The following is a 20024-nucleotide window of genomic DNA, read 5'->3' as shown; positions in this document are numbered from 1 at the left end:
ATTAGTCAACCTCCTCAACCGTCACGAGGTGGCGGACGGTGTGAACCATTCCGCGGAACTCGGGGCGGTCCTCCTTGACGACGACGTCGTTCAGGCGCTTGAGCCCGAGCGAACGCAGCGTGTCGCGGTGGTTCTGCTTGCTGCCGATGTACGACTTCGTCTGCGTGATCTTGAGGCGAGCCATTACGCACCCGCCCCAGCACGTGCACGGAGCAGAGCCGCGGGGGCGACGTCCTCAAGGGGCAGACCACGGCGAGCCGCGATCTCCTCGGGACGCTGCAGGCCCTTGAGGGCCGCCACGGTCGCGTGCACGATGTTGATCGCGTTCGAAGAGCCGAGCGACTTCGACAGAATGTCGTGAACGCCGGCGCACTCCAGAACGGCGCGCACCGGACCACCGGCGATAACACCGGTACCCGGGGCAGCCGGCTTCAGGAGCACGACACCCGCGGCACGCTCGCCCGTGATCGGGTGAGGGATGGTGCCCTGGATGCGCGGAACCTTGAAGAAGCTCTTCTTGGCTTCCTCGACACCCTTGGCGATGGCCGCGGGAACTTCCTTGGCCTTGCCGTAACCGACACCTACAGTGCCGTCACCGTCGCCCACCACGACCAGCGCGGTGAAGCTGAAGCGGCGACCACCCTTGACAACCTTGGCGACGCGGTTGATCGCGACAACGCGCTCAACGTAAGCGGTCTTCTCGGCGGCAGGGCCACCGTCGCGACCCTTCCGGTCCCGCCGCTCGCCGCCACCGGCACCGCTTCCGCGGCGCTGGGGTCCAGCCATTGGATTACCTCTCTCTGTTACGTCCGTGAGTCCCGGAACCGGGGCTTAGAACTTCAGCCCGGCTTCGCGGGCGGCGTCAGCCAGAGCGGCAATGCGCCCGGCGTATCGGTTGCCACCGCGGTCGAACACGACGGTCTCGACACCCGCGGCCTTGGCACGCTCGGCGACGAGCGCGCCGACAGCCTGGGCCTGCGAGCTCTTGTCGCCTTCGCCACCGCGGATCGAAGCGTCCAGGGTCGACGCGGACGCCAGGGTGTGACCCTGGAGGTCGTCGATGACCTGAGCAACGATGTTGCGGTTCGAACGCGTCACGACGAGGCGCGGACGCTCCGCCGTACCCGAGACGTTCTTGCGGATGCGGATGTGGCGGCGAGCCTTGGCAGCGCGCTTGTACGCGTCGCCCTTGGCGATCTTCACACCGTATGCCATGGCTACTTACCAGCCTTTCCGACCTTGCGGCGGATGACCTCGCCGGCGTACTTGACACCCTTGGCCTTGTACGGGTCGGGCTTCCGCAGCTTGCGGATGTTGGCGGCGACCTCGCCGACCTTCTGCTTGTCGATGCCCTCGACCGAGAACTTGGTGGGCGACTCGACCTTGAAGGAGATGCCCTCGGGCGCCTCGATCAGGATCGGGTGGCTGTAACCAAGCTGGAACTCCAGAGCGGAGCCCTTCGCGGCGACGCGGTAACCGACACCGCTGATCTCGAGAGCCTTGACGTATCCCGTGGTCACACCGGTGATCATGTTCGCCACCAGCGTGCGGGACAGGCCGTGCAGGGCCTTGTTCTGACGCTCGTCGTTGGGGCGGGTGACGTTCAGAACGCCGTCCTCACCCTTGACGATCTCGATCGGCGCGGCGACGGTGTGCGAAAGGAGACCCTTGGGGCCCTTCACTGCGACCGTGCGGCCATCGATGGTGACGTCCACACCGGCGGGAACCTGGATGGGGAGCTTGCCGATTCGCGACATTGCTTTTCCTCCGTTCCCGACTACCAGACGTAGGCGAGGACTTCCCCACCTACGCCCTTCTTGCCTGCCTGCTGGCCGGTCAGGAGACCGTGGGACGTGGAGATGATCGCCACGCCCAGGCCGCCGAGGACCTTCGGCAGGTTGGTGGACTTTGCGTACACGCGCAGACCGGGCTTCGAGATCCGCTTGATGCCCGCGATGGAGCGCTCACGGTTCGGCCCGAACTTCAGCTCGAGGACGAGGTTCTTGCCGACCTCGGCGTCCTCGACCTTCCAGCCGGTGATGAAACCCTCCTGCTTGAGGATCTCCGCGATGTGCGACTTGATCTTGCTGTGCGGCATCACGACAGTGTCGTGGTACGCCGAGTTAGCGTTACGCAGACGGGTCAGCATGTCTGCGATCGGGTCAGTCATGGTCATGAAGTGGCCTTCGGCCTCTCTCGCCGGGGTTTCCTGTATGCGCCATCCCTCTCCCCACTCAGTGGCGGGACGGGTGCGGTGCGGGGACCTACGGCGTAGTAAGTCGTTATGGGCGACGGACGCCCAACCACACAAGCCTAAGGCATGCACGGCCGGGCACCCACCGTCCAGATGCTTACCGAGAGTGCCTGGTACTCCCCAAGTCCTTGCGGACGAGGGTGATTTACCAGGAGCTCTTGGTCACGCCCGGCAGCTCGCCACGGTGAGCCATCTCACGAAGGCATACGCGGCACAGGCCGAACTTGCGGTACACGGAGTGGGGACGACCGCAGCGCTGGCAGCGGGTGTACGCACGCACACCGAACTTGGGCTTGCGGGCAGCCTTCGCGATGAGAGCCTTCTTCGCCATCTCGCTTACGCCTCCTTGAAGGGGAAGCCGAGGTGACGAAGGAGCGCGCGGCCCTCAGCGTCGTTGGTCGCCGTGGTGACCACGGTGATGTCCATACCCCGGGTACGGTCGATCTTGTCCTGGTCGATCTCGTGGAACATGACCTGCTCCGTGAGACCGAAGGTGTAGTTGCCACGGCCGTCGAACTGCTTCGGCGACAGACCACGGAAGTCACGGATACGCGGCAGCGCGAGCGACAGCGTACGGTCCAGGAACTCCCACATGCGGTCACCACGGAGGGTGACGTGGCAGCCGATCGGCTGACCCTCACGCAGCTTGAACTGCGCGATGGACTTGCGGGCCTTCGTGACGGCCGGCTTCTGACCGGTGATCGTCGTCAGGTCGCGGATGGCGCCGTCGATCAGCTTGGAGTCGCGGGCGGCGTCGCCCACACCCATGTTGACCACGATCTTCACGAGGCCGGGGATCTGCATGACGTTCTCGTACGAGAACTCTTCACGCAGCTTGCCCGCGATGTCCTCGCGGTACTTCGTCTTGAGACGCGGAGTGGTAGCCATCAGATGTCCTCACCCGTCCGCTTGGCAACGCGGATCTTGTTGCCCTCGTCGTCGAAGCGGAAACCGACGCGGGTAACGACCTTCTGGCCGTCCTTCTCCACAACCAGCTGAACGTTGCTGACGTGGATCGGCGCCTCGGTGATCACGATGCCACCGGTCTGCGAGCCACCAGCGGTCTGGCCGGCCTTGGTGTGCTTCTTGACCCGGTTGACACCCTCGACGAGGACACGGTTCTCAGTAGGGATGGCCTGAATGACCTTGCCCTGCTTGCCCTTGTCCTTACCGGTGATGACCTGGACCAGGTCGCCCTTCTTGATCTTCATGCTTACAGCACCTCCGGCGCGAGCGAGATGATCTTCATGAACTTCTTCTCGCGCAGCTCACGGCCCACCGGGCCGAAGATACGGGTGCCGCGAGGGTCGCCGTCGTTCTTCAGAATGACGGCGGCGTTCTCGTCAAAGCGGATGTACGAGCCGTCCTGGCGGCGACGCTCCTTGACGGTGCGAACGATGACCGCCTTGACGACGTCACCCTTCTTCACGTTGCCACCGGGGATCGCGTCCTTGACGGTGGCGACGATGACGTCACCGATGCCCGCGTAGCGGCGACCGGAACCACCGAGAACACGGATGCAAAGGATTTCCTTGGCACCAGTGTTGTCGGCGATACGCAGTCGCGACTCCTGCTGGATCACGTGTATCTCCTGTTTGTCTGCCGGTTCCCGGCGGGGGCTTCACTCCGAGGAGCGAGGCCCCCACCGAGCCTGGCGGAACTGACCTGAGGGAAACCCCTCAGGTGATTACTTGGCCTTCTCGAGGATCTCGACGATGCGCCAGCGCTTGCTCGCCGACAGCGGACGCGTCTCCATGATGAGGACGCGGTCGCCGACGCCGGCAGCGTTCTGCTCGTCGTGAGCCTTGAGCTTGTTCGTACGGCGGATGACCTTGCCGTACAGCGCGTGCTTGACGCGGTCCTCGACGGCGACGACGACGGTCTTGTCCATCTTGTCGCTGACGACGAGACCCTCACGGGTCTTGCGGAAGCCGCGCTCGTTCGTCTCAGTCACGTTCTTCTCGCTCATCAGGCGCTCTCCACCGTCTCGATACCGAGCTCACGCTCGTGCATCAGGGTGTAGATGCGAGCGATGTCCTTACGGACGGACTTGAGCCGGCCGTTGTTCTCCAGCTGACCCGTGGCCGCCTGGAAGCGGAGCTTGAACAGCTCCTCCTTGGCCTCGCGCAGCTTGCCAACGAGCTCCTCGTTGCCGAGCTCACGCAGCTCGGACGCCTTGGTTCCCGTCGCCATCACGACTCACCTGCCTCGCGCCGAACAATCCGGCACTTCATCGGAAGCTTGTGAGCAGCGCGGGTGAGCGCCTCACGAGCAATCTTCTCGTTCGGGTAGGACAGCTCGAACATGACCCGGCCCGGGTGCACGTTGGCGATCCACCACTCGGGAGAACCCTTACCGGAACCCATGCGGGTTTCGGCCGGCTTCTTCGTGAGCGGACGGTCCGGGTAGATGTTGATCCAGACCTTGCCGCCACGCTTGATGTGGCGGGTCATCGCAATACGAGCCGCCTCGATCTGGCGGTTCGTCACGTACGCCGGGGTCAGCGCCTGGATGCCGTACTCGCCGAACGAGACCTCAGTACCGCCCTTGGCCATACCGCTGCGCTTCGGGTGGTGCTGCTTGCGGTGCTTGACCCTACGAGGGATCAGCATGTCGGTCAGGCCTCCGTTCCGGTGCTCTCGGCCGGAGCGGCGGCGGGAGCGTCGGCCTTGGGGGCCTCGGCACCAGCAGCCTGCTGCGGCTTGCGGCCACCACGGCCGCCGCGCTCGCCACCACGGCCACCACGGCCGGCGGGACGGTCGCCAGCGCCTGCGGCACCACGGGCCGGGCGGTTACCCGCACGGGCCGCAGCGTTCTCGGCGCGAACCTCGGCGATGTTCTTGACGTCGCCCTTGTAGATCCAGACCTTCACACCGATACGGCCGAAGGTGGTCTTGGCCTCGAAGAAGCCGTAGTCCACGTTCGCGCGCAGCGTGTGCAGCGGCACACGACCCTCGCGGTAGAACTCGGAGCGGGACATCTCGGCGCCGCCGAGACGGCCGCCACACTGGATCTTGATGCCCTTGGCGCCGGCCTTCATGGTGCCCTGCATGCTCTTGCGCATGGCACGACGGAAGGAGACGCGGGAGGAGAGCTGCTCGGCAACGGCCTGAGCAACCAGCTGAGCGTCGAGCTCGGGGTTCTTGACCTCGAGGATGTTCAGCTGGACCTGCTTGCCCGTGAGCTTTTCGAGGTCGCCGCGGATGCGGTCGGCCTCGGCGCCACGGCGGCCGATGACGATGCCCGGACGAGCGGTGTGGATGTCCACACGCACGCGGTCACGGGTGCGCTCGATCTCAACCTTCGAGATGCCGGCGCGCTCCATGCCGGACGTCATCATCCGACGGATGGCGACGTCTTCCTTGACGTAGTCCTTGTACAGCTTGTCGGCGTACCAACGCGACTTGAAGTCGGTGGTGATGCCGAGCCGGAACCCGTGCGGGTTTACCTTCTGGCCCATTACCGGGAACCTTCCTTGCTGCTGACGACCACGGTGATGTGGCTGGTCCGCTTGCGGATCCGGTAGGCACGGCCCTGCGCACGCGGACGGAACCGCTTCAGGGTCGGGCCCTCGTCCACGTACGCCTCGCTGATGACCAGCGTGGAGGCGTCCGGGTGGTTGTAGTTGTGTGCGGCGTTGGCAATGGCGCTGTCAAGCACCTTGCCTACCGGCACGCTCGCGGCCTGCGGGGCGAAACGCAGGACCGCCTGAGCCTCCGTGGCATCCATGCCACGGATGAGGTCCACCACTCGGCGGGCCTTCATGGGCGTGACGCGGATGTACCGCGCCTGGGCCCTGGCTTCCATGGTTGTCCCTTCGGTGTTAGTCATAGTCGTAACCACCCCGCGATTAGCGGCGCTTCGACTTCCGGTCGTCCTTGACGTGGCCGCGGAAGGTGCGAGTCGGCGAGAACTCGCCGAGCTTGTGGCCGACCATCGACTCGGTGACGAACACCGGGACGTGGGTCTTGCCGTTGTGCACCGCGATGGTGTGACCCAGCATGGCCGGGATGATCATCGAGCGACGGGACCAGGTCTTGATGACGTTCTTGGTACCAGCTTCGTTCTGAGCGTCCACCTTCTTAACGAGGTGTCCGTCGACGAAGGGTCCCTTCTTGAGACTGCGCGGCATCTAAACCCGCTCCTAGCGCTTCTTGTTCGTCTTGCGGCGGCGGACGATGTACTTGCTCGAAGCCTTCTTCGGCGAGCGAGTACGACCCTCCTTCTGACCCCACGGGGAGACCGGGTGGCGACCACCGCTGGTCTTGCCCTCACCACCACCGTGCGGGTGGTCAACCGGGTTCATCGCGACACCGCGGACGGAGGGGCGAACGCCCTTCCAGCGCATGCGGCCGGCCTTGCCCCAGTTGATGTTCGACTGCTCGGCGTTGCCGACCTCGCCGACCGTCGCGCGGCAGCGCGCGTCGACCAGGCGGATCTCACCGGACGGCATACGAAGGTGGGCCATCGTGCCCTCCTTCGCCAGCAGCTGCACGGAGGCACCCGCGGAACGGGCGAACTTGGCGCCACCACCGGGACGGAGCTCGATCGCGTGGATCGTGGTACCGACCGGGATGTTGCGGAGGGCCAGGTTGTTGCCGGGCTTGATGTCGGCCGTGGGGCCGTTCTCAATCCGGTCGCCCTGGGACAGACCGCGGGGAGCGATGATGTAGCGCTTCTCGCCGTCCGCGTAGTGCAGGAGCGCGATGCGCGCCGTGCGGTTGGGGTCGTACTCGATGTGCGCGACCTTGGCCGGCACGCCGTCCTTGTCGTGACGACGGAAGTCGATCACGCGGTAGGCGCGCTTGTGTCCACCACCCTGGTGGCGAACGGTGATCCGACCGGTGTTGTTACGGCCGCCCTTGCTGTGCAGCGGGCGAACCAGCGACTTCTCCGGCGTGGACCGCGTGATCTCGACAAAGTCGGCGACGCTGGAGCCACGACGGCCCGGGGTCGTCGGCTTGTACTTGCGGATACCCATTTCTCAGTCCTCGTCCGATTCCGGACGACTAGACCTCCGTTAGGAGGCCTGGCCGCCGAAGATGTCGATTCGGTCGCCCTCAGCGAGGGTCACGATGGCGCGCTTGGTGTCAGCGCGCTTGCCGAAACCGGTCTTGGTGCGCTTGCGCTTACCCTGACGGTTGATCGTGTTGACCCCGGTGACCTTGACCCCGAAGACCGCCTCGACGGCCTGCTTGATCTGGGTCTTGTTGGAGCCGGGCGCGACGATGAACGTGTACTTGTTCTCGTCCAGCAGCGCGTAGCTCTTCTCCGAGACAACCGGCTTGATCAGCAGGTCGCGCGGGTCAGTGAAGGTCTTGCTGGTAACGGTCGCCTCAGACATCAGGCGTCGCTCCCTTCGGTCTCATCGGCCTTGGGGCCAGACACGAAGGACTCGAAAGCGGCCTGAGTGAAGACCACGTCGTCAGAGACGATCACGTCGTACGTGTTCAGCTGGCCCGGCTCCAGGATGTGAACCTGGGGCAGGTTGCGGGCGGACAGCCACGCGGCCTCGTCGGCGCGCTCGACGACCAGGAGCAGGTTCTTGCGCTCCGAGATCTTGCCGAACAGCGTCTTGGCGGCCTTCGTGGAGGCGGCACCCTCGACCACGCCGGTGACGACGTGGATGCGGGAGTGACGCGCACGGTCCGAGAGGGCACCGCGGAGGGCGGCGGCCTTCATCTTCTTCGGGGTCCGCTGGGAGTAGTCACGCGGCTGCGGGCCGTGGACGACGCCACCGCCGACGAACTGCGGAGCGCGGGTCGAACCCTGACGGGCGCGGCCGGTGCCCTTCTGGCGGTACGGCTTGCGGCCACCACCACGGACTTCGCCGCGACGCTTGGTCTTGTGCGTGCCCTGACGGGCAGCAGCCAGCTGAGCGACAACGACCTGGTGGATCAGCGGAACGCTGGTCTTCGCGTCGAAGATCTCCGCGGGGAGCTCGACGGTACCGGCCTTGTCGCCTGCCGGCGAAAGGATGTCAATGGTGCTCATTACCTCAAGCCCCCTTGGCCGCGGTACGGACCAGGACGAGGCCGCCGTTCGGACCGGGGACTGCGCCCTTGATGAGGAGCAGACCCTTCTCCGCGTCAACCGCGTGGATGGTCAGGTTCTGGGTGGTGACGCGCTCGTTGCCCATGCGACCGGCCATGCGCATGCCCTTGAAGACACGCCCAGGGGTGGCGCAGCCACCGATCGAACCGGGGGAGCGGTGCTTGCGCTGCACACCGTGACCGGCGCCGAGGCCCCGGAAGTTGTGCCGCTTCATGACACCGGCGAAGCCCTTGCCCTTGCTGTTGCCCGTGACGTCAACCTTGACGCCGGACTCGAACACCTCAGCAGTGATCTCCTGGCCGAGCGTGTACTCGCTGGCGTCGGAGGTGCGGAGCTCCACCAGGTGGCGGCGGGGGGTCACGTCGGCCTTGGCGAAGTGGCCCTTGAGGGGCTTGTTCACCTTGCGCGGGTCGATCTCGCCGAAGGCGATCTGGACCGACTCGTAGCCGTCGATGTCGTTCGTACGGACCTGGGTAACGACGCAGGGCCCGGCCTTGACGACGGTCACCGGGACGACACGGTTGTTCTCGTCCCAGACCTGGGTCATGCCGAGCTTCTCGCCCAGGACGCCCTTGATCTGCTTTGCCATCTTCTCGACGCCTCTCAGAGCTTGATCTCGATGTCAACGCCGGCCGGAAGGTCCAGGCGCATCAGCGAGTCAACGGTCTTGGGCGTCGGGTCGAGGATGTCGATCAGGCGCTTGTGCGTGCGCATCTCGAAGTGCTCGCGCGAGTCCTTGTACTTGTGCGGCGACTTGATGACGCAGTACACGTTCTTCTCAGTGGGCAGCGGCACCGGGCCTGCGACCGACGCACCAGTGCGGGTCACCGTCTCGACGATCTTCTTCGCCGAGGAGTCGATGACCTCGTGGTCGTAGGCCTTGAGCCGGATGCGGATCTTCTGTCCCGCCATGGCTACTCCGTAGTCCTGTCTGTTGTGGAAACGCTCTGGCTCTCGGCCAGCTGTGGATCTCTCCACCGCTTCTCTCCGACCCACGCGGTCGGGCGTGTCGCACTCCCTCTACAGAAAATTCCCATACGGAAACTCCCTCGTCCAAGGGGGTGCGGCCCAAGGCCGCGGTTCGGGGGAGAAACACCCACCGAGCGCCTGGCGAACACCGTGCTGACGCTTCCCAGAAGATTCCCGTACGTCCGCCCCATTGCTGCCCCGAGAGGCAGATAAAGGCGACGAGTACTGTGGGACTCGCTTCCGGTCCTCCCGGCGGGAGGCGCGCAGCATCGGCACTCAGCCGAGCAACTTGAGTAGTCTGCCATACAAGACACGTACTGCGCCAATCGGGCCGAAGAGAATACCCCTCCGTGGTGTCTGGTCAAACCGCGCCACGCAAACGGGAGCGGGACCCCCGGGAAGGGGTCCCACCAGCAGGTGGCAGCTACTTCTTGCCCGCGGCCTTGTCGGCCTCCGCCGCCGCCTTCCGGGCGTCCTTCTCGGCCTGGGCGTCCCGCTCGATGTCCGCCCGCGAGCGCACGCGCTTGGGCGCCTTCATCCCGCACACGCTGGGCCAGTCGTCGGCCACGATGCCGGCGCACCAGATGTAGTCCTGGATCTCGCCGGGCTTCCAGTCGTCCTTCTCGATGTCCTTGCAGTCCTTGACGGGCGAGAAGCGCGGGCAGCTGCCGTCCCGCTGCTTGATCACGTGTGCGCGGTACGCGTCGATGCCCATCGAGTCGACGTCGGACGAGGGCATGTACCGGTTGACGGACCAGGACGCTCCCATGGTCGCGAACAGGGCGACCACGCACACCATGCCGGCGGCGAGCTGGCGCACCACCCGCCGGGGGACGACCCGGGCGACCACGGCACCGGATGCCGCGCCGGCCGGGCGCAGCGTGCGCTCGATCCACCCGGAGCCCCGGTTGACCGCGGCCATCACGCCGAGCACGGCCAGGATCATCAGGCAGTACATGATGATCCACGTGGTGCGCGGGTAGAGCTGGATGGCCTTGTCGTGGGCCATGCGCCCGGCGAACCAGAAGCGGGCCAACCAGGCGCCTGCGAGGACCGCGGCCGCGGTGCGGACCATGACGTTGCGCAGGCCGAGGCCGAGGCCGAAGCCCACCCCGAGGAGCAGCAACAGGGCGAATCCGCTCTGGCCAGCCAGCTCGCCGGCCGCCGGCCAGGTCTGGTAGGTCAGGGTCCCGGAGCGGTCGGAGACCCAGCCGAGGACGTACGTGGGGTCCGCGTAGACGGCGAGGAAGGCGTAGCGGTCGGGGTTCTCCGCGCCCAGCCTGACCATCTGGTACAGCAGCGGGGCGCCGACGACGACGGTCGACGCCAGCGTGACCGCGACGTACAGGCCGGCCCGCTTGGCCGTCGCGGCGCCCTGGCGCCACGGGAAGAAGAACAGCGCGGCCATGACGGCTCCGGGCGCGGCCCAGATGTACCAGCCGGAGTACCAGAGGAACAGCGCGCCGAAGACCAGACCGAGGCCCGCGCCGCGCTGCAGCAGGTGCTTGGTGGTGCGCCGGCCCGCCCGGCGCATCTCGCGCAGCCAGTAGCCGAGCAGTGGCAGCAGCACGATCATGACGATGTGGCTGTAGGGGCGGATCGGGTCGAGGAAGACCACCGCGGCGGGGACCGCGATCAGCAGTGCCCAGAAGGGCCGCAGCAGTATCCGCCAGGCCAGGTAGGCCATCGGTCCGGCCACGGCGGTGAAGAAGATCTGGAGGTCGTGCAGGGCGAAGCCGGTCTCGCCGCGGCCGTTGTAGCGGATCTTCGCCCAGAGGGCGATGAGGGCCGGGAAGGCGGGCGGGTAGATGCCCGACATCCCCTCGTGGTGCAGGAACGAGTTGGCCATGTCGATCAGGACGCCCGGGTCGGCCTCCTGGCCGCCGAGCGGGTGGGGCGTGCCGCGCAGGGCGACGACGACACCGCCGGCGATCACGCCGGTGGCCAGGCCCGCGAGGGCGGCGCAGACGAGGCGCTTGACCAGCTGGTGGCGCCGGGCCGCGCCCCGGTGCGCGGTGTACAGGAGCAGCCCGAGCAGCGGCAGGCCGATGAGCGCGGCGTACTGCTGGAGCTTGGCGAGGCCGCTGACCTGGCCGAGGCGGACGATCGGGTTCACGCTGATGTGCCGGCTGAGCAGCACGTAACCGAGGGCCGCCGTGAGGCTGACGACGCCCTCGGCGACGGCCAGCACCCGACGCCGGGACCTCCACGGGCGGCGGGTCGCCGAGGTGGACGAGACCGGTCCGGCATCCGGGATCCCGGTACCGGTCCGGCGGTGCGCCGTGCCGGATGCTCCGACGACCTCGGGGGCCAGGTGTGTCATCTCAGTCCAATTCCGTCGCGGGTGTCAGTCGGCGCGCTGACCGGCGGTGAAGGCGTGCTTGGCCAGCGTGCGGACGCCCTCGCGGTGGCCGCGGCGCAGGGCGCCGGGGAGCATGGTGATGGCGTGCAGCCGGGAGGCGCTGTGGAAACGGGCCGCGCGCGCGGCCTTGGTCCAGCCGCGGGCGTCCATGCGGGCGGCCACGGCGGAGAAGTACCGTTCGGCCTCGGTGAAGCGGGTGCCGGAGAAGGCCTGCACCGACGATTCGCTGACCGCGTGGCGGCGGTACCGGAACACCGTGGTGGACTCGTCGATCAGCATCTGCTCGCCGAGTTCGAGGAGGTCGACGACCAGGGCCAGGTCCTGGATCACCGAGTACTCGTCGCGGAAGTTGACCCCGCGCAGGGCCTCGCCGCGCCAGCAGATCGACGGGAAGTACAGCCAGTTCCCGCGCAGCACGCTGGTGGCCAGCTCCTCGCCGCCCATCAGACGCCGGTCCTTGACCTGCGGTGCGTACAGCCGCCGCTTGGTCTGGTCGGCCAGCCCGTACGCGACCTGGCCGGTGCCGTCGATGACCTCGACGCCGGGCTGGACCATGCCGATGCCCGGGTTGTCGGCGATGAGGCCGCGGACGGTCTCCAGGTAGTGCGGGTGCAGTAGGTCGTCGCAGCCCATGATGACGACGTAGTCGGCTTCGGAGAGCCGTACGCACTTCTGGAAGTTCTTGGTGATGCCGAGGTTCTGCTCGTTGCGGGTGTAGTGCACCCGCTCGTCGCCGAGGGCCTCGAACCAGCCCGGGACGTCCGGCTCCTTGCCGTCGTCGACGACGACGAGGCGGAAGTCCCGGTCCGTCTGCGCCAGGACGCTGCGGACGGCGTCCTGCATCAGCTGCACGTCCCCGTAGTAGGGGAGCATGAAGTCGAAGGTCACCACGGGACTTCAGGCCTTCACGGAGTCGGCGTCTGCGGGCTTCGGCTCCGCGGCGGGCGCCGGCTCGGTCGCGGGCGCACCGATGGTCGTGCCGAGGCGCGCGTCGTTGTGCCGCGCACCCTCACTCAGGGCCACCGTCCGGGCCAGGTCGGTGATCTTCTTCTCCAACGAGCGGAAGCGCAGGAAGGTGTTGAGGGTCAGGAAGCCCATGGCCAGCACCATGACGTACAGCACCAGGTCGGTGCCGCGGCCGACGCCGAGCTGGTGCGCCACCCACGTGACGTCCGTGGGGCGGAGCACGGCGTACACGTTGACGACGACGAACACCGAGAACGCGATGCGCTTCCAGGCACGGTTCTTCGCCTGGCCCCACGTACGTATGAACATCAGTGCCATCGACACCGAGCCCGCGATGAGCAGCAGCTGGATCCAGAAGTACTTCATCAGCGGTTTCGCTCCCGCATCGTGATGTCAAAGATGATGTTGACGCCGTTGATCAGGGACTGGCCCTTGGCGCGCGAGTACTCGGTGTAGAGGATGTCCACGGGGACCTCGGTGACGCGCAGGCCGGACCCGGCCAGGAAACCGACGATCTCGGACGCGTGCGCCATGCCGTTCATGGTGATGTCCAGCTGCTCGGCCGCCTTGCGGCTGAGCACGCGCAGGCCGTTGTGCGAGTCGGTGAGCTTGAGCTTGCGGGCGGTCGGGCTGACCGTCGCGGCCGTGCGCAGCACGACGCGCTTGATCCACGGCACTTGGCCGTTCTGCTCGATGAAGCGCGAGCCGAGGACCACGTCGGCCTCGTCGTCGCGCAGCACCTGAACCATCTTCTCGACGTCGTGCGTCTGGTGCTGGCCGTCCGCGTCGAACGTCGCGAAGTAGCGGGCACCGGGCTGCGCGAGGGCGTACTTGAGGCCGGTCTGGAGGGCGGCGCCCTGGCCGAGGTTGACCGGGTGGCGCACCAGGTGGGCACCGGTCGTCGCGATGTGCTCGGACGAGTTGTCGGAGCTGCCGTCGTCGACGACGACTATGTTCGGGAAGGTCGCACGCGCTCCCTCGACCACATCGGCGATCACCTGGCCCTCGTTATAGGCCGGTATGACCAGCCAGACATCGTCGTATTGGGACACGGTAGCTCCAGCGGAATGTGGCACGTGCGCGTGCTCGGTGATCGGTGGGACGTCGGAAGCCGGCATGGTCACTCCCCGACCGCTCCGGCGCCCAGTGGGCTTGCGGCGACCTTGTGCCCGGGTCCTTCGGTTGCGCCCGGAACTGCTCCGGGGAACCTCAGCCTCAGCACGGCCAGCATACCGAGCACGGTGGCGAGGGATCCGAGAGCGTAAGCCAGGATGACGCGCAGGGCCACTTCGCCCGGAGCGAAGGTGACGCCGATCAGGACGGCGGTGCCGATGGCCCAGCAGAGCAGTTGCAGGTTGTGCCGCTTGAATACCATCAGCGCCTGGCCCAGCACCATCGCGAACATGTATGCGACGGTGCCCGCGGACAAAAGGAAGAAGTCGAGGCAGCCCAGTACGGGGCCGGCGTCGAACAGCACCTTGATCAGCCAGGGGCCGAGCGCGGTCGCGGGTACGCCGCCGAGCAGCCCCAGCAGCCCGACGACCACGCCGATGCGGCGCAGCATCGCCGAGAACGCCGCCCGGTCGCCGGCCGTGTAGGCGGCGGTGAGCCCGCCCAGCAGCGAGGCCTGGAGCGAGCCGAAGACGAACAGCGGCACCCGGGCCAGGACGAGCGCGTTCAGCAGCGCCGCGATCAGCACGCTGTCGGTGGGGGCGAGCAGCTTGGTGCTCATCACCGCGGCGTTGACGACGACCTGGGACAGCAGCGTCGAGCAGATCAGCAGGCCGAGCCCGGCGGTCAGTTCCCGCCAGGCGATCTCCTCGCCGGGCTCCACGGCGCGCAGCAGCGTGGGCAGGGTGACCAGCGTCGCGGCGATCGGCGCGACGGCGAGGACCAGGCTGAAGGCGAGCGCGGAGTGCAGCCCGGCCAGCGCGCAGCCGAAAGCGAGGGCGATGCGCAGCCCGCCGTCGACGGCGAGTTGGGTGCCGTACGCGCCGAACCGGCCGAGGCCGGCCAGGACCCCGCGGGTCAGGTAGCAGACGGCCATGCCGGTGAAGGCGCCGCCGAGGGCCGCCACCAGGCCGCGGTCGCCGCGGAAGAGCAGGTCGGCGATGGGGCCCGCACCGGCGGCCAGGACGAGCAGGGTCGCGCCGAGGATGCCCGCGGTCAGCAGGGTGGCCCGGCGCAGTACGGGGGCCGCGCCCTGGCCGAGCACCACGCGGGCGGCGACGATGCGGGTGAGCTCCTGCTCGATGGGGAAGAAGATGCCGAGGCCGAGCGCCATGACGATCGTCCACAGGACCGAGACGTTGGCCATGGCGTCCGTGGACAGGCTGTGGCCGGCCACGCCCAGGTGGACGTACGAGGCCGCACCCAGCACGACGGTGCCGCCGGCCACCGCGACGGTGCCCGGCGGCAGCGCCGCGGTGAGCCTGCTCAGCAGGGACTTCATCCCGTACTGCCGTTCCTGGCCGCGGCGGCCAGCGCGGTGAAGGCGGGGGTGGCCAGGGCCTCGGCGAGCTGCTCGCGCCAGTCGGCGAGCGGGGGCAGGCCCGCCTGGTCCTCCCAGGCGTCGTGCCCGAGCACGCTGAACGCGGGGCGGGCGGCGGGACGGACGAACGCGGCGGAGGTGGTCGGCCGGATCCGCTCGGGGTCGAGCCCGCTCAGCCGGTACGTTTCGCGGGCCAGCCCCATCCAGGTGGTCCGGCCGCTCGCGGTGCCGTGGTAGATCCCGCCCATGGCCCAGCCCTTCAGCGCGGCCAGGCCGAGGTCGACCAGCCGGCGGGCCAGCGCGTAGGACCAGGTGGGCTGGCCGTGCTGGTCGTCGACGACGTCGAGGGTGTCGCGCTGGGCGGCCAGCTTGAGCATGGTGGCGACGAAGTTCGGACCGTGCTCGCCGTACAGCCAGGCGGTCCGGACGATGTAGCCGTCCTGCGGCAGCAGTTCGGCGACGGCCTGCTCGCCGAGCAGCTTGGAGCGCCCGTACGCGTTGAGCGGGCCGGTCTCGGCGTCCTCGCGGTACGGCTCCGTGGCGTCGCCGGGGAGCACGTAGTCGGTGGAGACGTGCAGCAGGCGCACGTGGGCAGCGGCGCAGGCCTCGGCGAGGACGCGCACGCCGGTGCCGTTGACCGCGGTCGCGGCGTCCTCGGCGGTCTCGGCGCCGTCCACGTCGGTCCAGGCGGCGCAGTTCACGACCACGGTGACGCCCTCGACCGCCGCGCGGACCGCGGCCGGGTCGGTGATGTCGAGGTCTGCGCGGCGCAGGCCCACGGCCTCGATCTTGGCGGCCTTCAGGACCTTCAGGACGTCCTGGCCGAGCATCCCGGCGGCGCCGGTGACGAGCCAGCGCCCGGCCAGCGGGTTGGTCCTCACTTCTGCAGGGCCGCCTTCGTCTTCAGCGGCTCCCACCAGGCGCGGTTCTCGCGGTACCACGCGACCGTGGCGGCGATGCCGTCCTCGAACGTGACCTGCGGGGCGTAGCCGAGCTCGGCGCCGATCTTGCTGATGTCGATGGAGTAGCGCAGGTCGTGGCCCTTGCGATCCTCGACCTGTTCGACCATGTCCCAGCCGAGGCCCGCCGCTTCGAGCAGGACGCCGGTGAGCTCCTTGTTGGTGAGCTCGGTGCCGCCGCCGATGTTGTAGACCTCGCCGGCACGCCCCTTGCGCATCGCCAGGTCGATGCCGCGGCAGTGGTCGGAGACGTGCAGCCAGTCGCGGACGTTGCCGCCGTTGCCGTACAGCGGGACCTTCTTGCCGTCCATCAGGTTCGAGACGAACAGCGGGATGACCTTCTCCGGGAACTGGTAGTGCCCGTAGTTGTTGGAGCAGCGCGTGACGACGACGTCCATGCCGTGCGTGCGGGCGTAGGCCAGGGCCAGCAGGTCGGAGGAGGCCTTCGAGGCGGAGTACGGGGAGTTCGGGACCAGCGGCCACTCCTCGGTCCAGGAGCCCTCGCTGATCGAGCCGTACACCTCGTCGGTGGAGATGTGGACGAAGCGGCCGACGCCGTGCTTGCGGGCGGCGTCGAGCAGCACCTGCGTACCGACGACGTTGGTCATCACGAACGGGCCGGCACCGGCGATCGAGCGGTCCACGTGGGACTCGGCGGCGAAGTGCACCACCACGTCGTGCCCGGGCATCACCTGGTCGACGGCCTCGGCGTCACAGATGTCGCCCTTGACGAACTTGTAACCGGGGTGGTCCGCGACCGGGGCGAGGTTGGCTTCGACACCGGAGTAGGTCAGCTTGTCGAAGACCGTGATCTGGGCCGATGCGTCTGCACCGAGCTGCTGGCGAACGAATTCTGAACCGATGAAGCCGGCGCCGCCGGTCACGAGGATGCGCATAATATGGAGAGTCTAGCCGCTCGTACACCACCCACCCGGCCCGGACCGAGGCGCCCCACGGGCTCTCGCATAGGGTTGTGCCCATGCGTGGAATTCTCTTGGCCGGTGGCACCGGATCCCGACTCTGGCCGCTGACCCGGGCAGTCTCGAAGCAGCTGCTCCCCGTCTTCGACAAGCCGATGATCTACTATCCGCTCTCCACCCTGGTCATGGCCGGAATCAGCGAGATTCTCGTCATCACCACGCCGGAGGACCGTGCGCAGTTCGAGCGACTGCTCGGCGACGGCTCCCAGTTCGGCATCCGGCTGGAGTACGCGGTCCAGGAGCGCCCCGAGGGCATCGCCCAGGCGTTCGTGCTCGGCGCCGACTTCATCGGTGACGAGTCCGTCGCCCTGATCCTCGGCGACAACATCTTCCACGGCAGCGGCCTCGGCACGCGCCTGGCCGCGCACACCGACTCCAAGGGCGGCCGGGTCTTCGCGTACCCGGTGGCCGACCCGACGGCGTACGGCGTGGTCGAGTTCGACGAGAACGGCCAGGCCATCTCCATCGAGGAGAAGCCGGTCCAGCCCAAGTCCCGCTACGCGGTGCCCGGTCTGTACTTCTACGACAACCGCGTCGTCGAGATCGCCCGCAACCTGGAGCCCAGCGCGCGCGGCGAACTGGAGATCACCGCGGTCAACGACGCGTACCTGCAGGCCGGTGAGTTGAATGTCACCATCCTCGACCGCGGCACCGCCTGGCTCGACACCGGGACGTTCGTCTCCATGGTCCAGGCCTCGGAGTTCGTCCGCGTGATCGAAGAGCGCCAGGGCTTCAAGATCGGCTGCATCGAGGAGGCGGCCTGGCGGGCCGGCCTGATCGACTCCGCGCAGCTGCGCGAACTGGCCCAGCCGCTGCTCAAGAGCGGTTACGGGGATTACCTGATCAGCCTTCTCGACGAGGAGTCCTCCCGGTGAAGTTCCGTCAGCTCTCCATCGAGGGCGCCTACGAGATCACCCCGCAGCTGCACGGCGACCCGCGCGGCCTGTTCACCGAGTGGTACCGCTTCGACAAGCTCTCCGAGGTCGTCGGCCACCCGCTGAACCTGGCCCAGGCGAACCTCTCGGTGTCCTCGCGCGGCGTGGTCCGCGGCATCCACTTCGCCGACGTTCCGCGCGGCCAGGCCAAGTACGTGAGCTGCGTGCGCGGCGCCGTGCTCGACGTCATCGTGGACCTGCGCGTCGGCTCCCCGACCTTCGGCCGCTGGGAGGGCGTCCGGCTGGACGACGTGGACCGCCGTGCGGTCTACATCCCGGAGGGCCTGGGCCACGGGTTCTGCGCGCTGAGCGACGACGCCACGCTTTCGTACCTCTGCTCGGAGACGTACAACCCGACCGGCGAGCACTCGGTTCACCCGCTCGACCCGGACCTGGGCATCGAATGGCCGGCCGACGTCCCGCTGCTGTCCGCCCGCGACGAGGCCGCGCCGTCGCTGGCCGATGCGATCTCCTCGGGCCTCCTGCCGGACTACGCCGTCTGCAAGGAGTTCACCGAGTCGCTGCGCGTGACCGACTGACGCCGACCCACGGGCATACGAAGAGGGCCGCACCCCGCGATCGGGGGTGCGGCCCTCTTCCGCATGGCGTACGACGCGTACCTCGTGTACGTCCCGTACGACGAAGGGCCCCTCCCCCGCCGCCGGAGCGGAAGGGAAGGGGCCCTCCTGTCAAACGTGGTGCCCGCTCGCGCGAGCTACCAGGTCAGAGCACGAATTACTTCGTGATCTTGATGACCTGGCCGGCGCCGACCGTACGACCACCCTCACGGATGGCGAACTTCAGGCCCTCCTCCATGGCGATCGGCTGGATCAGCGCGACCGACATCTCGGTGTTGTCGCCCGGCATGACCATCTCCGTGCCGGCCGGCAGGGTGACGACACCCGTGACGTCCGTGGTACGGAAGTAGAACTGCGGGCGGTAGTTGTTGAAGAAGGGGGTGTGACGGCCACCCTCGTCCTTCGACAGGATGTAGGCCTGGGCCTCGAACTCGGTGTGCGGCGTGACCGAACCGGGCTTGATGATGACCTGGCCGCGCTCGACGTCCTCGCGCTTGATGCCACGGAGGAGCAGACCGACGTTCTCGCCGGCCTGGCCCTCGTCGAGCAGCTTGCGGAACATCTCGATACCGGTGACCGTGGTGGTGGTCTTCTCTTCCTTGATACCGATGATGTCGACGGTCTCGTTGACCTTCAGGACACCACGCTCGATACGGCCGGTGACGACCGTACCGCGACCGGTGATCGTGAAGACGTCCTCGACGGGCATGAGGAACGGCTTGTCGGTGTCACGCGGCGGGGTCGGGATGGCCTCGTCGACGGCAGCCATGAGGCCGAGAAGCTTCTCGCCCCACTCCTTGTCGCCCTCAAGGGCCTTCAGCGCGGAGACGCGGACGACCGGCAGGTCGTCGCCCGGGAACTCGTACTCGGAGAGCAGCTCACGGACCTCGAGCTCGACGAGCTCCAGGATCTCCTCGTCGTCCACCATGTCGGCCTTGTTCAGGGCGACGACGATGTAGGGGACGCCGACCTGGCGGGCCAGGAGCACGTGCTCCTTGGTCTGCGGCATCGGGCCGTCGGTGGCGGCGACCACGAGGATCGCGCCGTCCATCTGCGCGGCACCGGTGATCATGTTCTTGATGTAGTCCGCGTGACCCGGGCAGTCGACGTGGGCGTAGTGACGCGCCTCGGTCTGGTACTCGACGTGCGCGATGGAGATGGTGATACCGCGCTGGCGCTCCTCAGGAGCCTTGTCGATCTGGTCGAAGGCCGAGGCCTCGTTCAGGTCCGGGTACGCGTCGTGCAGCACCTTGGTAATGGCGGCCGTGAGGGTCGTCTTACCGTGGTCAATGTGACCGATGGTGCCGATGTTGACGTGCGGCTTAGTCCGCTCGAACTTCGCCTTCGCCACGGGGGTCCTCCTGGAGAGTGGTTCTGTACGCCTTACAGATCGGCGCCAGGTGATCTTTGCTGGATAGCCGGCCGGTCCCCGGGGCAACGGGAGTGTTCTCCTGTTGCCCCAGAGGCTGCCGGTGA

Annotated in this window: 30 protein-coding genes; 2 read left to right on the top strand and 28 right to left on the bottom strand. The window is 67.6% G+C overall.

Annotated features, from left to right (window positions below; translation table 11 throughout):
- Position 1: 1 nt before the first annotated feature.
- From rpmD to rfbB, 27 genes are all read right to left on the bottom strand, one after another.
- Positions 2 to 184 (bottom strand): 50S ribosomal protein L30, encoded by a 183-nt coding sequence (rpmD, locus tag OG974_RS25035; protein WP_005313525.1) that lies wholly within the window; start codon positions 182 to 184, stop codon positions 2 to 4.
- Positions 184 to 786, bottom strand: a complete 603-nt coding sequence (gene rpsE, locus OG974_RS25030; protein ID WP_008739695.1) for a 30S ribosomal protein S5 — start codon at positions 784 to 786, stop codon at positions 184 to 186. The genes rpmD and rpsE overlap by 1 nt, the downstream gene beginning before the upstream one ends.
- 45 nt (positions 787 to 831) lie before the next feature.
- The gene (gene rplR, locus OG974_RS25025) at positions 832 to 1215 is read right to left on the bottom strand and encodes a 50S ribosomal protein L18 (protein ID WP_030008471.1); all 384 of its coding nucleotides are present in this window, start codon (positions 1213 to 1215) and stop codon (positions 832 to 834) included.
- A 2-nt stretch (positions 1216 to 1217) separates the two neighbouring features.
- The gene (rplF, locus tag OG974_RS25020) at positions 1218 to 1757 is read right to left on the bottom strand and encodes a 50S ribosomal protein L6 (RefSeq protein ID WP_030154703.1); all 540 of its coding nucleotides are present in this window, start codon (positions 1755 to 1757) and stop codon (positions 1218 to 1220) included.
- A gap of 20 nt (positions 1758 to 1777) precedes the next feature.
- Entirely contained in the window at positions 1778 to 2176 is a 399-nt protein-coding gene (rpsH, locus tag OG974_RS25015) for a 30S ribosomal protein S8 (protein ID WP_007265911.1), read from the bottom strand.
- 223 nt (positions 2177 to 2399) lie between these two features.
- On the bottom strand, positions 2400 to 2585 hold the full coding sequence (locus tag OG974_RS25010; protein WP_003956452.1) for a type Z 30S ribosomal protein S14: 186 nt from the start codon (positions 2583 to 2585) through the stop codon (positions 2400 to 2402).
- Positions 2586 to 2590: 5 nt separating this feature from the next.
- On the bottom strand, positions 2591 to 3142 hold the full coding sequence (gene rplE, locus OG974_RS25005; RefSeq protein ID WP_030154702.1) for a 50S ribosomal protein L5: 552 nt from the start codon (positions 3140 to 3142) through the stop codon (positions 2591 to 2593).
- Positions 3142 to 3465 (bottom strand): 50S ribosomal protein L24, encoded by a 324-nt coding sequence (gene rplX, locus OG974_RS25000; RefSeq protein ID WP_266626434.1) that lies wholly within the window; start codon positions 3463 to 3465, stop codon positions 3142 to 3144. Before rplX ends, rplE begins: the two co-directional genes overlap by 1 nt.
- Before the next feature lie 2 nt (positions 3466 to 3467).
- The gene (rplN, locus tag OG974_RS24995; RefSeq protein ID WP_008739701.1) at positions 3468 to 3836 is read right to left on the bottom strand and encodes a 50S ribosomal protein L14; all 369 of its coding nucleotides are present in this window, start codon (positions 3834 to 3836) and stop codon (positions 3468 to 3470) included.
- Positions 3837 to 3941: 105 nt separating this feature from the next.
- The gene (gene rpsQ, locus OG974_RS24990; protein ID WP_030026328.1) at positions 3942 to 4223 is read right to left on the bottom strand and encodes a 30S ribosomal protein S17; all 282 of its coding nucleotides are present in this window, start codon (positions 4221 to 4223) and stop codon (positions 3942 to 3944) included.
- Entirely contained in the window at positions 4223 to 4447 is a 225-nt protein-coding gene (rpmC, locus tag OG974_RS24985) for a 50S ribosomal protein L29 (RefSeq protein WP_008739703.1), read from the bottom strand. The genes rpsQ and rpmC overlap by 1 nt, the downstream gene beginning before the upstream one ends.
- Positions 4447 to 4866 (bottom strand): 50S ribosomal protein L16, encoded by a 420-nt coding sequence (rplP, locus tag OG974_RS24980; protein ID WP_112447745.1) that lies wholly within the window; start codon positions 4864 to 4866, stop codon positions 4447 to 4449. Before rplP ends, rpmC begins: the two co-directional genes overlap by 1 nt.
- 5 nt (positions 4867 to 4871) lie before the next feature.
- Positions 4872 to 5714, bottom strand: coding sequence for a 30S ribosomal protein S3 (gene rpsC / locus OG974_RS24975; protein WP_266626437.1), 843 nt, complete (start codon positions 5712 to 5714; stop codon positions 4872 to 4874).
- On the bottom strand, positions 5714 to 6061 hold the full coding sequence (gene rplV, locus OG974_RS24970; RefSeq protein WP_007265904.1) for a 50S ribosomal protein L22: 348 nt from the start codon (positions 6059 to 6061) through the stop codon (positions 5714 to 5716). The genes rpsC and rplV overlap by 1 nt, the downstream gene beginning before the upstream one ends.
- Positions 6062 to 6104: 43 nt before the next feature.
- Entirely contained in the window at positions 6105 to 6386 is a 282-nt protein-coding gene (gene rpsS, locus OG974_RS24965; RefSeq protein WP_030154697.1) for a 30S ribosomal protein S19, read from the bottom strand.
- A 12-nt stretch (positions 6387 to 6398) separates the two neighbouring features.
- The gene (rplB, locus tag OG974_RS24960) at positions 6399 to 7235 is read right to left on the bottom strand and encodes a 50S ribosomal protein L2 (protein ID WP_030298213.1); all 837 of its coding nucleotides are present in this window, start codon (positions 7233 to 7235) and stop codon (positions 6399 to 6401) included.
- 39 nt (positions 7236 to 7274) lie between these two features.
- Complete coding sequence (gene rplW / locus OG974_RS24955) at positions 7275 to 7598, bottom strand: 50S ribosomal protein L23 (RefSeq protein WP_030154694.1); 324 nt, start codon at positions 7596 to 7598, stop codon at positions 7275 to 7277.
- Positions 7598 to 8248 (bottom strand): 50S ribosomal protein L4, encoded by a 651-nt coding sequence (rplD, locus tag OG974_RS24950; RefSeq protein WP_030008466.1) that lies wholly within the window; start codon positions 8246 to 8248, stop codon positions 7598 to 7600. The genes rplW and rplD overlap by 1 nt, the downstream gene beginning before the upstream one ends.
- Before the next feature lie 4 nt (positions 8249 to 8252).
- Positions 8253 to 8897 carry a 50S ribosomal protein L3 gene (rplC, locus tag OG974_RS24945; RefSeq protein ID WP_007265899.1) on the bottom strand — a complete coding sequence of 215 codons (645 nt, stop codon included), beginning with the start codon at positions 8895 to 8897 and terminating at the stop codon, positions 8253 to 8255.
- A 14-nt stretch (positions 8898 to 8911) separates the two neighbouring features.
- Positions 8912 to 9220, bottom strand: a complete 309-nt coding sequence (rpsJ, locus tag OG974_RS24940; protein WP_003948644.1) for a 30S ribosomal protein S10 — start codon at positions 9218 to 9220, stop codon at positions 8912 to 8914.
- Between the two features lie 481 nt (positions 9221 to 9701).
- Positions 9702 to 11600 carry a hypothetical protein gene (locus tag OG974_RS24935; protein WP_327284924.1) on the bottom strand — a complete coding sequence of 633 codons (1899 nt, stop codon included), beginning with the start codon at positions 11598 to 11600 and terminating at the stop codon, positions 9702 to 9704.
- Positions 11601 to 11624: 24 nt separating this feature from the next.
- Complete coding sequence (locus OG974_RS24930; RefSeq protein WP_327284923.1) at positions 11625 to 12527, bottom strand: glycosyltransferase; 903 nt, start codon at positions 12525 to 12527, stop codon at positions 11625 to 11627.
- A 9-nt stretch (positions 12528 to 12536) separates the two neighbouring features.
- The gene (locus OG974_RS24925; RefSeq protein ID WP_327284922.1) at positions 12537 to 12971 is read right to left on the bottom strand and encodes a DUF2304 domain-containing protein; all 435 of its coding nucleotides are present in this window, start codon (positions 12969 to 12971) and stop codon (positions 12537 to 12539) included.
- On the bottom strand, positions 12971 to 13657 hold the full coding sequence (locus OG974_RS24920; RefSeq protein ID WP_327284921.1) for a glycosyltransferase family 2 protein: 687 nt from the start codon (positions 13655 to 13657) through the stop codon (positions 12971 to 12973). The genes OG974_RS24925 and OG974_RS24920 overlap by 1 nt, the downstream gene beginning before the upstream one ends.
- Positions 13658 to 13725: 68 nt before the next feature.
- On the bottom strand, positions 13726 to 15057 hold the full coding sequence (locus OG974_RS24915) for a hypothetical protein (protein ID WP_328763392.1): 1332 nt from the start codon (positions 15055 to 15057) through the stop codon (positions 13726 to 13728).
- The gene (rfbD, locus tag OG974_RS24910) at positions 15054 to 15962 is read right to left on the bottom strand and encodes a dTDP-4-dehydrorhamnose reductase (protein ID WP_328765223.1); all 909 of its coding nucleotides are present in this window, start codon (positions 15960 to 15962) and stop codon (positions 15054 to 15056) included. The genes OG974_RS24915 and rfbD overlap by 4 nt, the downstream gene beginning before the upstream one ends.
- 11 nt (positions 15963 to 15973) lie before the next feature.
- Positions 15974 to 16951, bottom strand: a complete 978-nt coding sequence (rfbB, locus tag OG974_RS24905) for a dTDP-glucose 4,6-dehydratase (RefSeq protein ID WP_327284919.1) — start codon at positions 16949 to 16951, stop codon at positions 15974 to 15976.
- Positions 16952 to 17034: 83 nt separating this feature from the next.
- Here rfbB and rfbA point away from each other — a divergent pair, with 83 nt between their 5' ends.
- Both rfbA and rfbC read left to right on the top strand, forming a co-directional pair.
- Positions 17035 to 17910, top strand: a complete 876-nt coding sequence (rfbA, locus tag OG974_RS24900; protein ID WP_327284918.1) for a glucose-1-phosphate thymidylyltransferase RfbA — start codon at positions 17035 to 17037, stop codon at positions 17908 to 17910.
- The gene (gene rfbC / locus OG974_RS24895; protein WP_327284917.1) at positions 17907 to 18509 is read left to right on the top strand and encodes a dTDP-4-dehydrorhamnose 3,5-epimerase; all 603 of its coding nucleotides are present in this window, start codon (positions 17907 to 17909) and stop codon (positions 18507 to 18509) included. The genes rfbA and rfbC overlap by 4 nt, the downstream gene beginning before the upstream one ends.
- A 196-nt stretch (positions 18510 to 18705) precedes the next feature.
- Here the strand turns inward: rfbC and tuf are convergent, their stop codons facing one another.
- Positions 18706 to 19899: an elongation factor Tu gene (tuf, locus tag OG974_RS24890; protein ID WP_327284916.1), complete on the bottom strand. Its 1194-nt coding sequence runs from the start codon at positions 19897 to 19899 to the stop codon at positions 18706 to 18708.
- Positions 19900 to 20024: the final 125 nt, after the last annotated feature.

Source organism: Streptomyces sp. NBC_00597 (assembly GCF_041431095.1).
Taxonomy (GTDB): Bacteria; Actinomycetota; Actinomycetes; order Streptomycetales; family Streptomycetaceae; genus Streptomyces.
Note: the sequence above shows the minus strand (reverse complement) of the source record. Positions and strands in the feature narration are given on the sequence as shown.

What these genes read in the sequence shown, in the direction of transcription:
- rplB (WP_030298213.1), bottom strand. Translation starts at nt 7,235, where the DNA reads ATGGGTATCCGCAAGTACAAGCCGACGACCCCGGGCCGTCGTGGCTCC.
- rpsH (WP_007265911.1), bottom strand. Translation starts at nt 2,176, where the DNA reads ATGACCATGACTGACCCGATCGCAGACATGCTGACCCGTCTGCGTAAC.
- rpmD (WP_005313525.1), bottom strand. Translation starts at nt 184, where the DNA reads ATGGCTCGCCTCAAGATCACGCAGACGAAGTCGTACATCGGCAGCAAG.
- rplE (WP_030154702.1), bottom strand. Translation starts at nt 3,142, where the DNA reads ATGGCTACCACTCCGCGTCTCAAGACGAAGTACCGCGAGGACATCGCG.
- rplP (WP_112447745.1), bottom strand. Translation starts at nt 4,866, where the DNA reads ATGCTGATCCCTCGTAGGGTCAAGCACCGCAAGCAGCACCACCCGAAG.
- rplV (WP_007265904.1), bottom strand. Translation starts at nt 6,061, where the DNA reads ATGGAAGCCAGGGCCCAGGCGCGGTACATCCGCGTCACGCCCATGAAG.
- rpsE (WP_008739695.1), bottom strand. Translation starts at nt 786, where the DNA reads ATGGCTGGACCCCAGCGCCGCGGAAGCGGTGCCGGTGGCGGCGAGCGG.
- rpsS (WP_030154697.1), bottom strand. Translation starts at nt 6,386, where the DNA reads ATGCCGCGCAGTCTCAAGAAGGGACCCTTCGTCGACGGACACCTCGTT.
- rpsJ (WP_003948644.1), bottom strand. Translation starts at nt 9,220, where the DNA reads ATGGCGGGACAGAAGATCCGCATCCGGCTCAAGGCCTACGACCACGAG.
- rfbA (WP_327284918.1), top strand. Translation starts at nt 17,035, where the DNA reads ATGCGTGGAATTCTCTTGGCCGGTGGCACCGGATCCCGACTCTGGCCG.
- rplD (WP_030008466.1), bottom strand. Translation starts at nt 8,248, where the DNA reads ATGAGCACCATTGACATCCTTTCGCCGGCAGGCGACAAGGCCGGTACC.
- rplW (WP_030154694.1), bottom strand. Translation starts at nt 7,598, where the DNA reads ATGTCTGAGGCGACCGTTACCAGCAAGACCTTCACTGACCCGCGCGAC.
- rpsQ (WP_030026328.1), bottom strand. Translation starts at nt 4,223, where the DNA reads ATGAGCGAGAAGAACGTGACTGAGACGAACGAGCGCGGCTTCCGCAAG.
- rplC (WP_007265899.1), bottom strand. Translation starts at nt 8,897, where the DNA reads ATGGCAAAGCAGATCAAGGGCGTCCTGGGCGAGAAGCTCGGCATGACC.
- rplR (WP_030008471.1), bottom strand. Translation starts at nt 1,215, where the DNA reads ATGGCATACGGTGTGAAGATCGCCAAGGGCGACGCGTACAAGCGCGCT.
- OG974_RS25010 (WP_003956452.1), bottom strand. Translation starts at nt 2,585, where the DNA reads ATGGCGAAGAAGGCTCTCATCGCGAAGGCTGCCCGCAAGCCCAAGTTC.
- OG974_RS24935 (WP_327284924.1), bottom strand. Translation starts at nt 11,600, where the DNA reads ATGACACACCTGGCCCCCGAGGTCGTCGGAGCATCCGGCACGGCGCAC.
- OG974_RS24925 (WP_327284922.1), bottom strand. Translation starts at nt 12,971, where the DNA reads ATGAAGTACTTCTGGATCCAGCTGCTGCTCATCGCGGGCTCGGTGTCG.
- rplF (WP_030154703.1), bottom strand. Translation starts at nt 1,757, where the DNA reads ATGTCGCGAATCGGCAAGCTCCCCATCCAGGTTCCCGCCGGTGTGGAC.
- OG974_RS24915 (WP_328763392.1), bottom strand. Translation starts at nt 15,057, where the DNA reads ATGAAGTCCCTGCTGAGCAGGCTCACCGCGGCGCTGCCGCCGGGCACC.
- rfbB (WP_327284919.1), bottom strand. Translation starts at nt 16,951, where the DNA reads ATGCGCATCCTCGTGACCGGCGGCGCCGGCTTCATCGGTTCAGAATTC.
- rplX (WP_266626434.1), bottom strand. Translation starts at nt 3,465, where the DNA reads ATGAAGATCAAGAAGGGCGACCTGGTCCAGGTCATCACCGGTAAGGAC.
- rpsC (WP_266626437.1), bottom strand. Translation starts at nt 5,714, where the DNA reads ATGGGCCAGAAGGTAAACCCGCACGGGTTCCGGCTCGGCATCACCACC.
- rpmC (WP_008739703.1), bottom strand. Translation starts at nt 4,447, where the DNA reads ATGGCGACGGGAACCAAGGCGTCCGAGCTGCGTGAGCTCGGCAACGAG.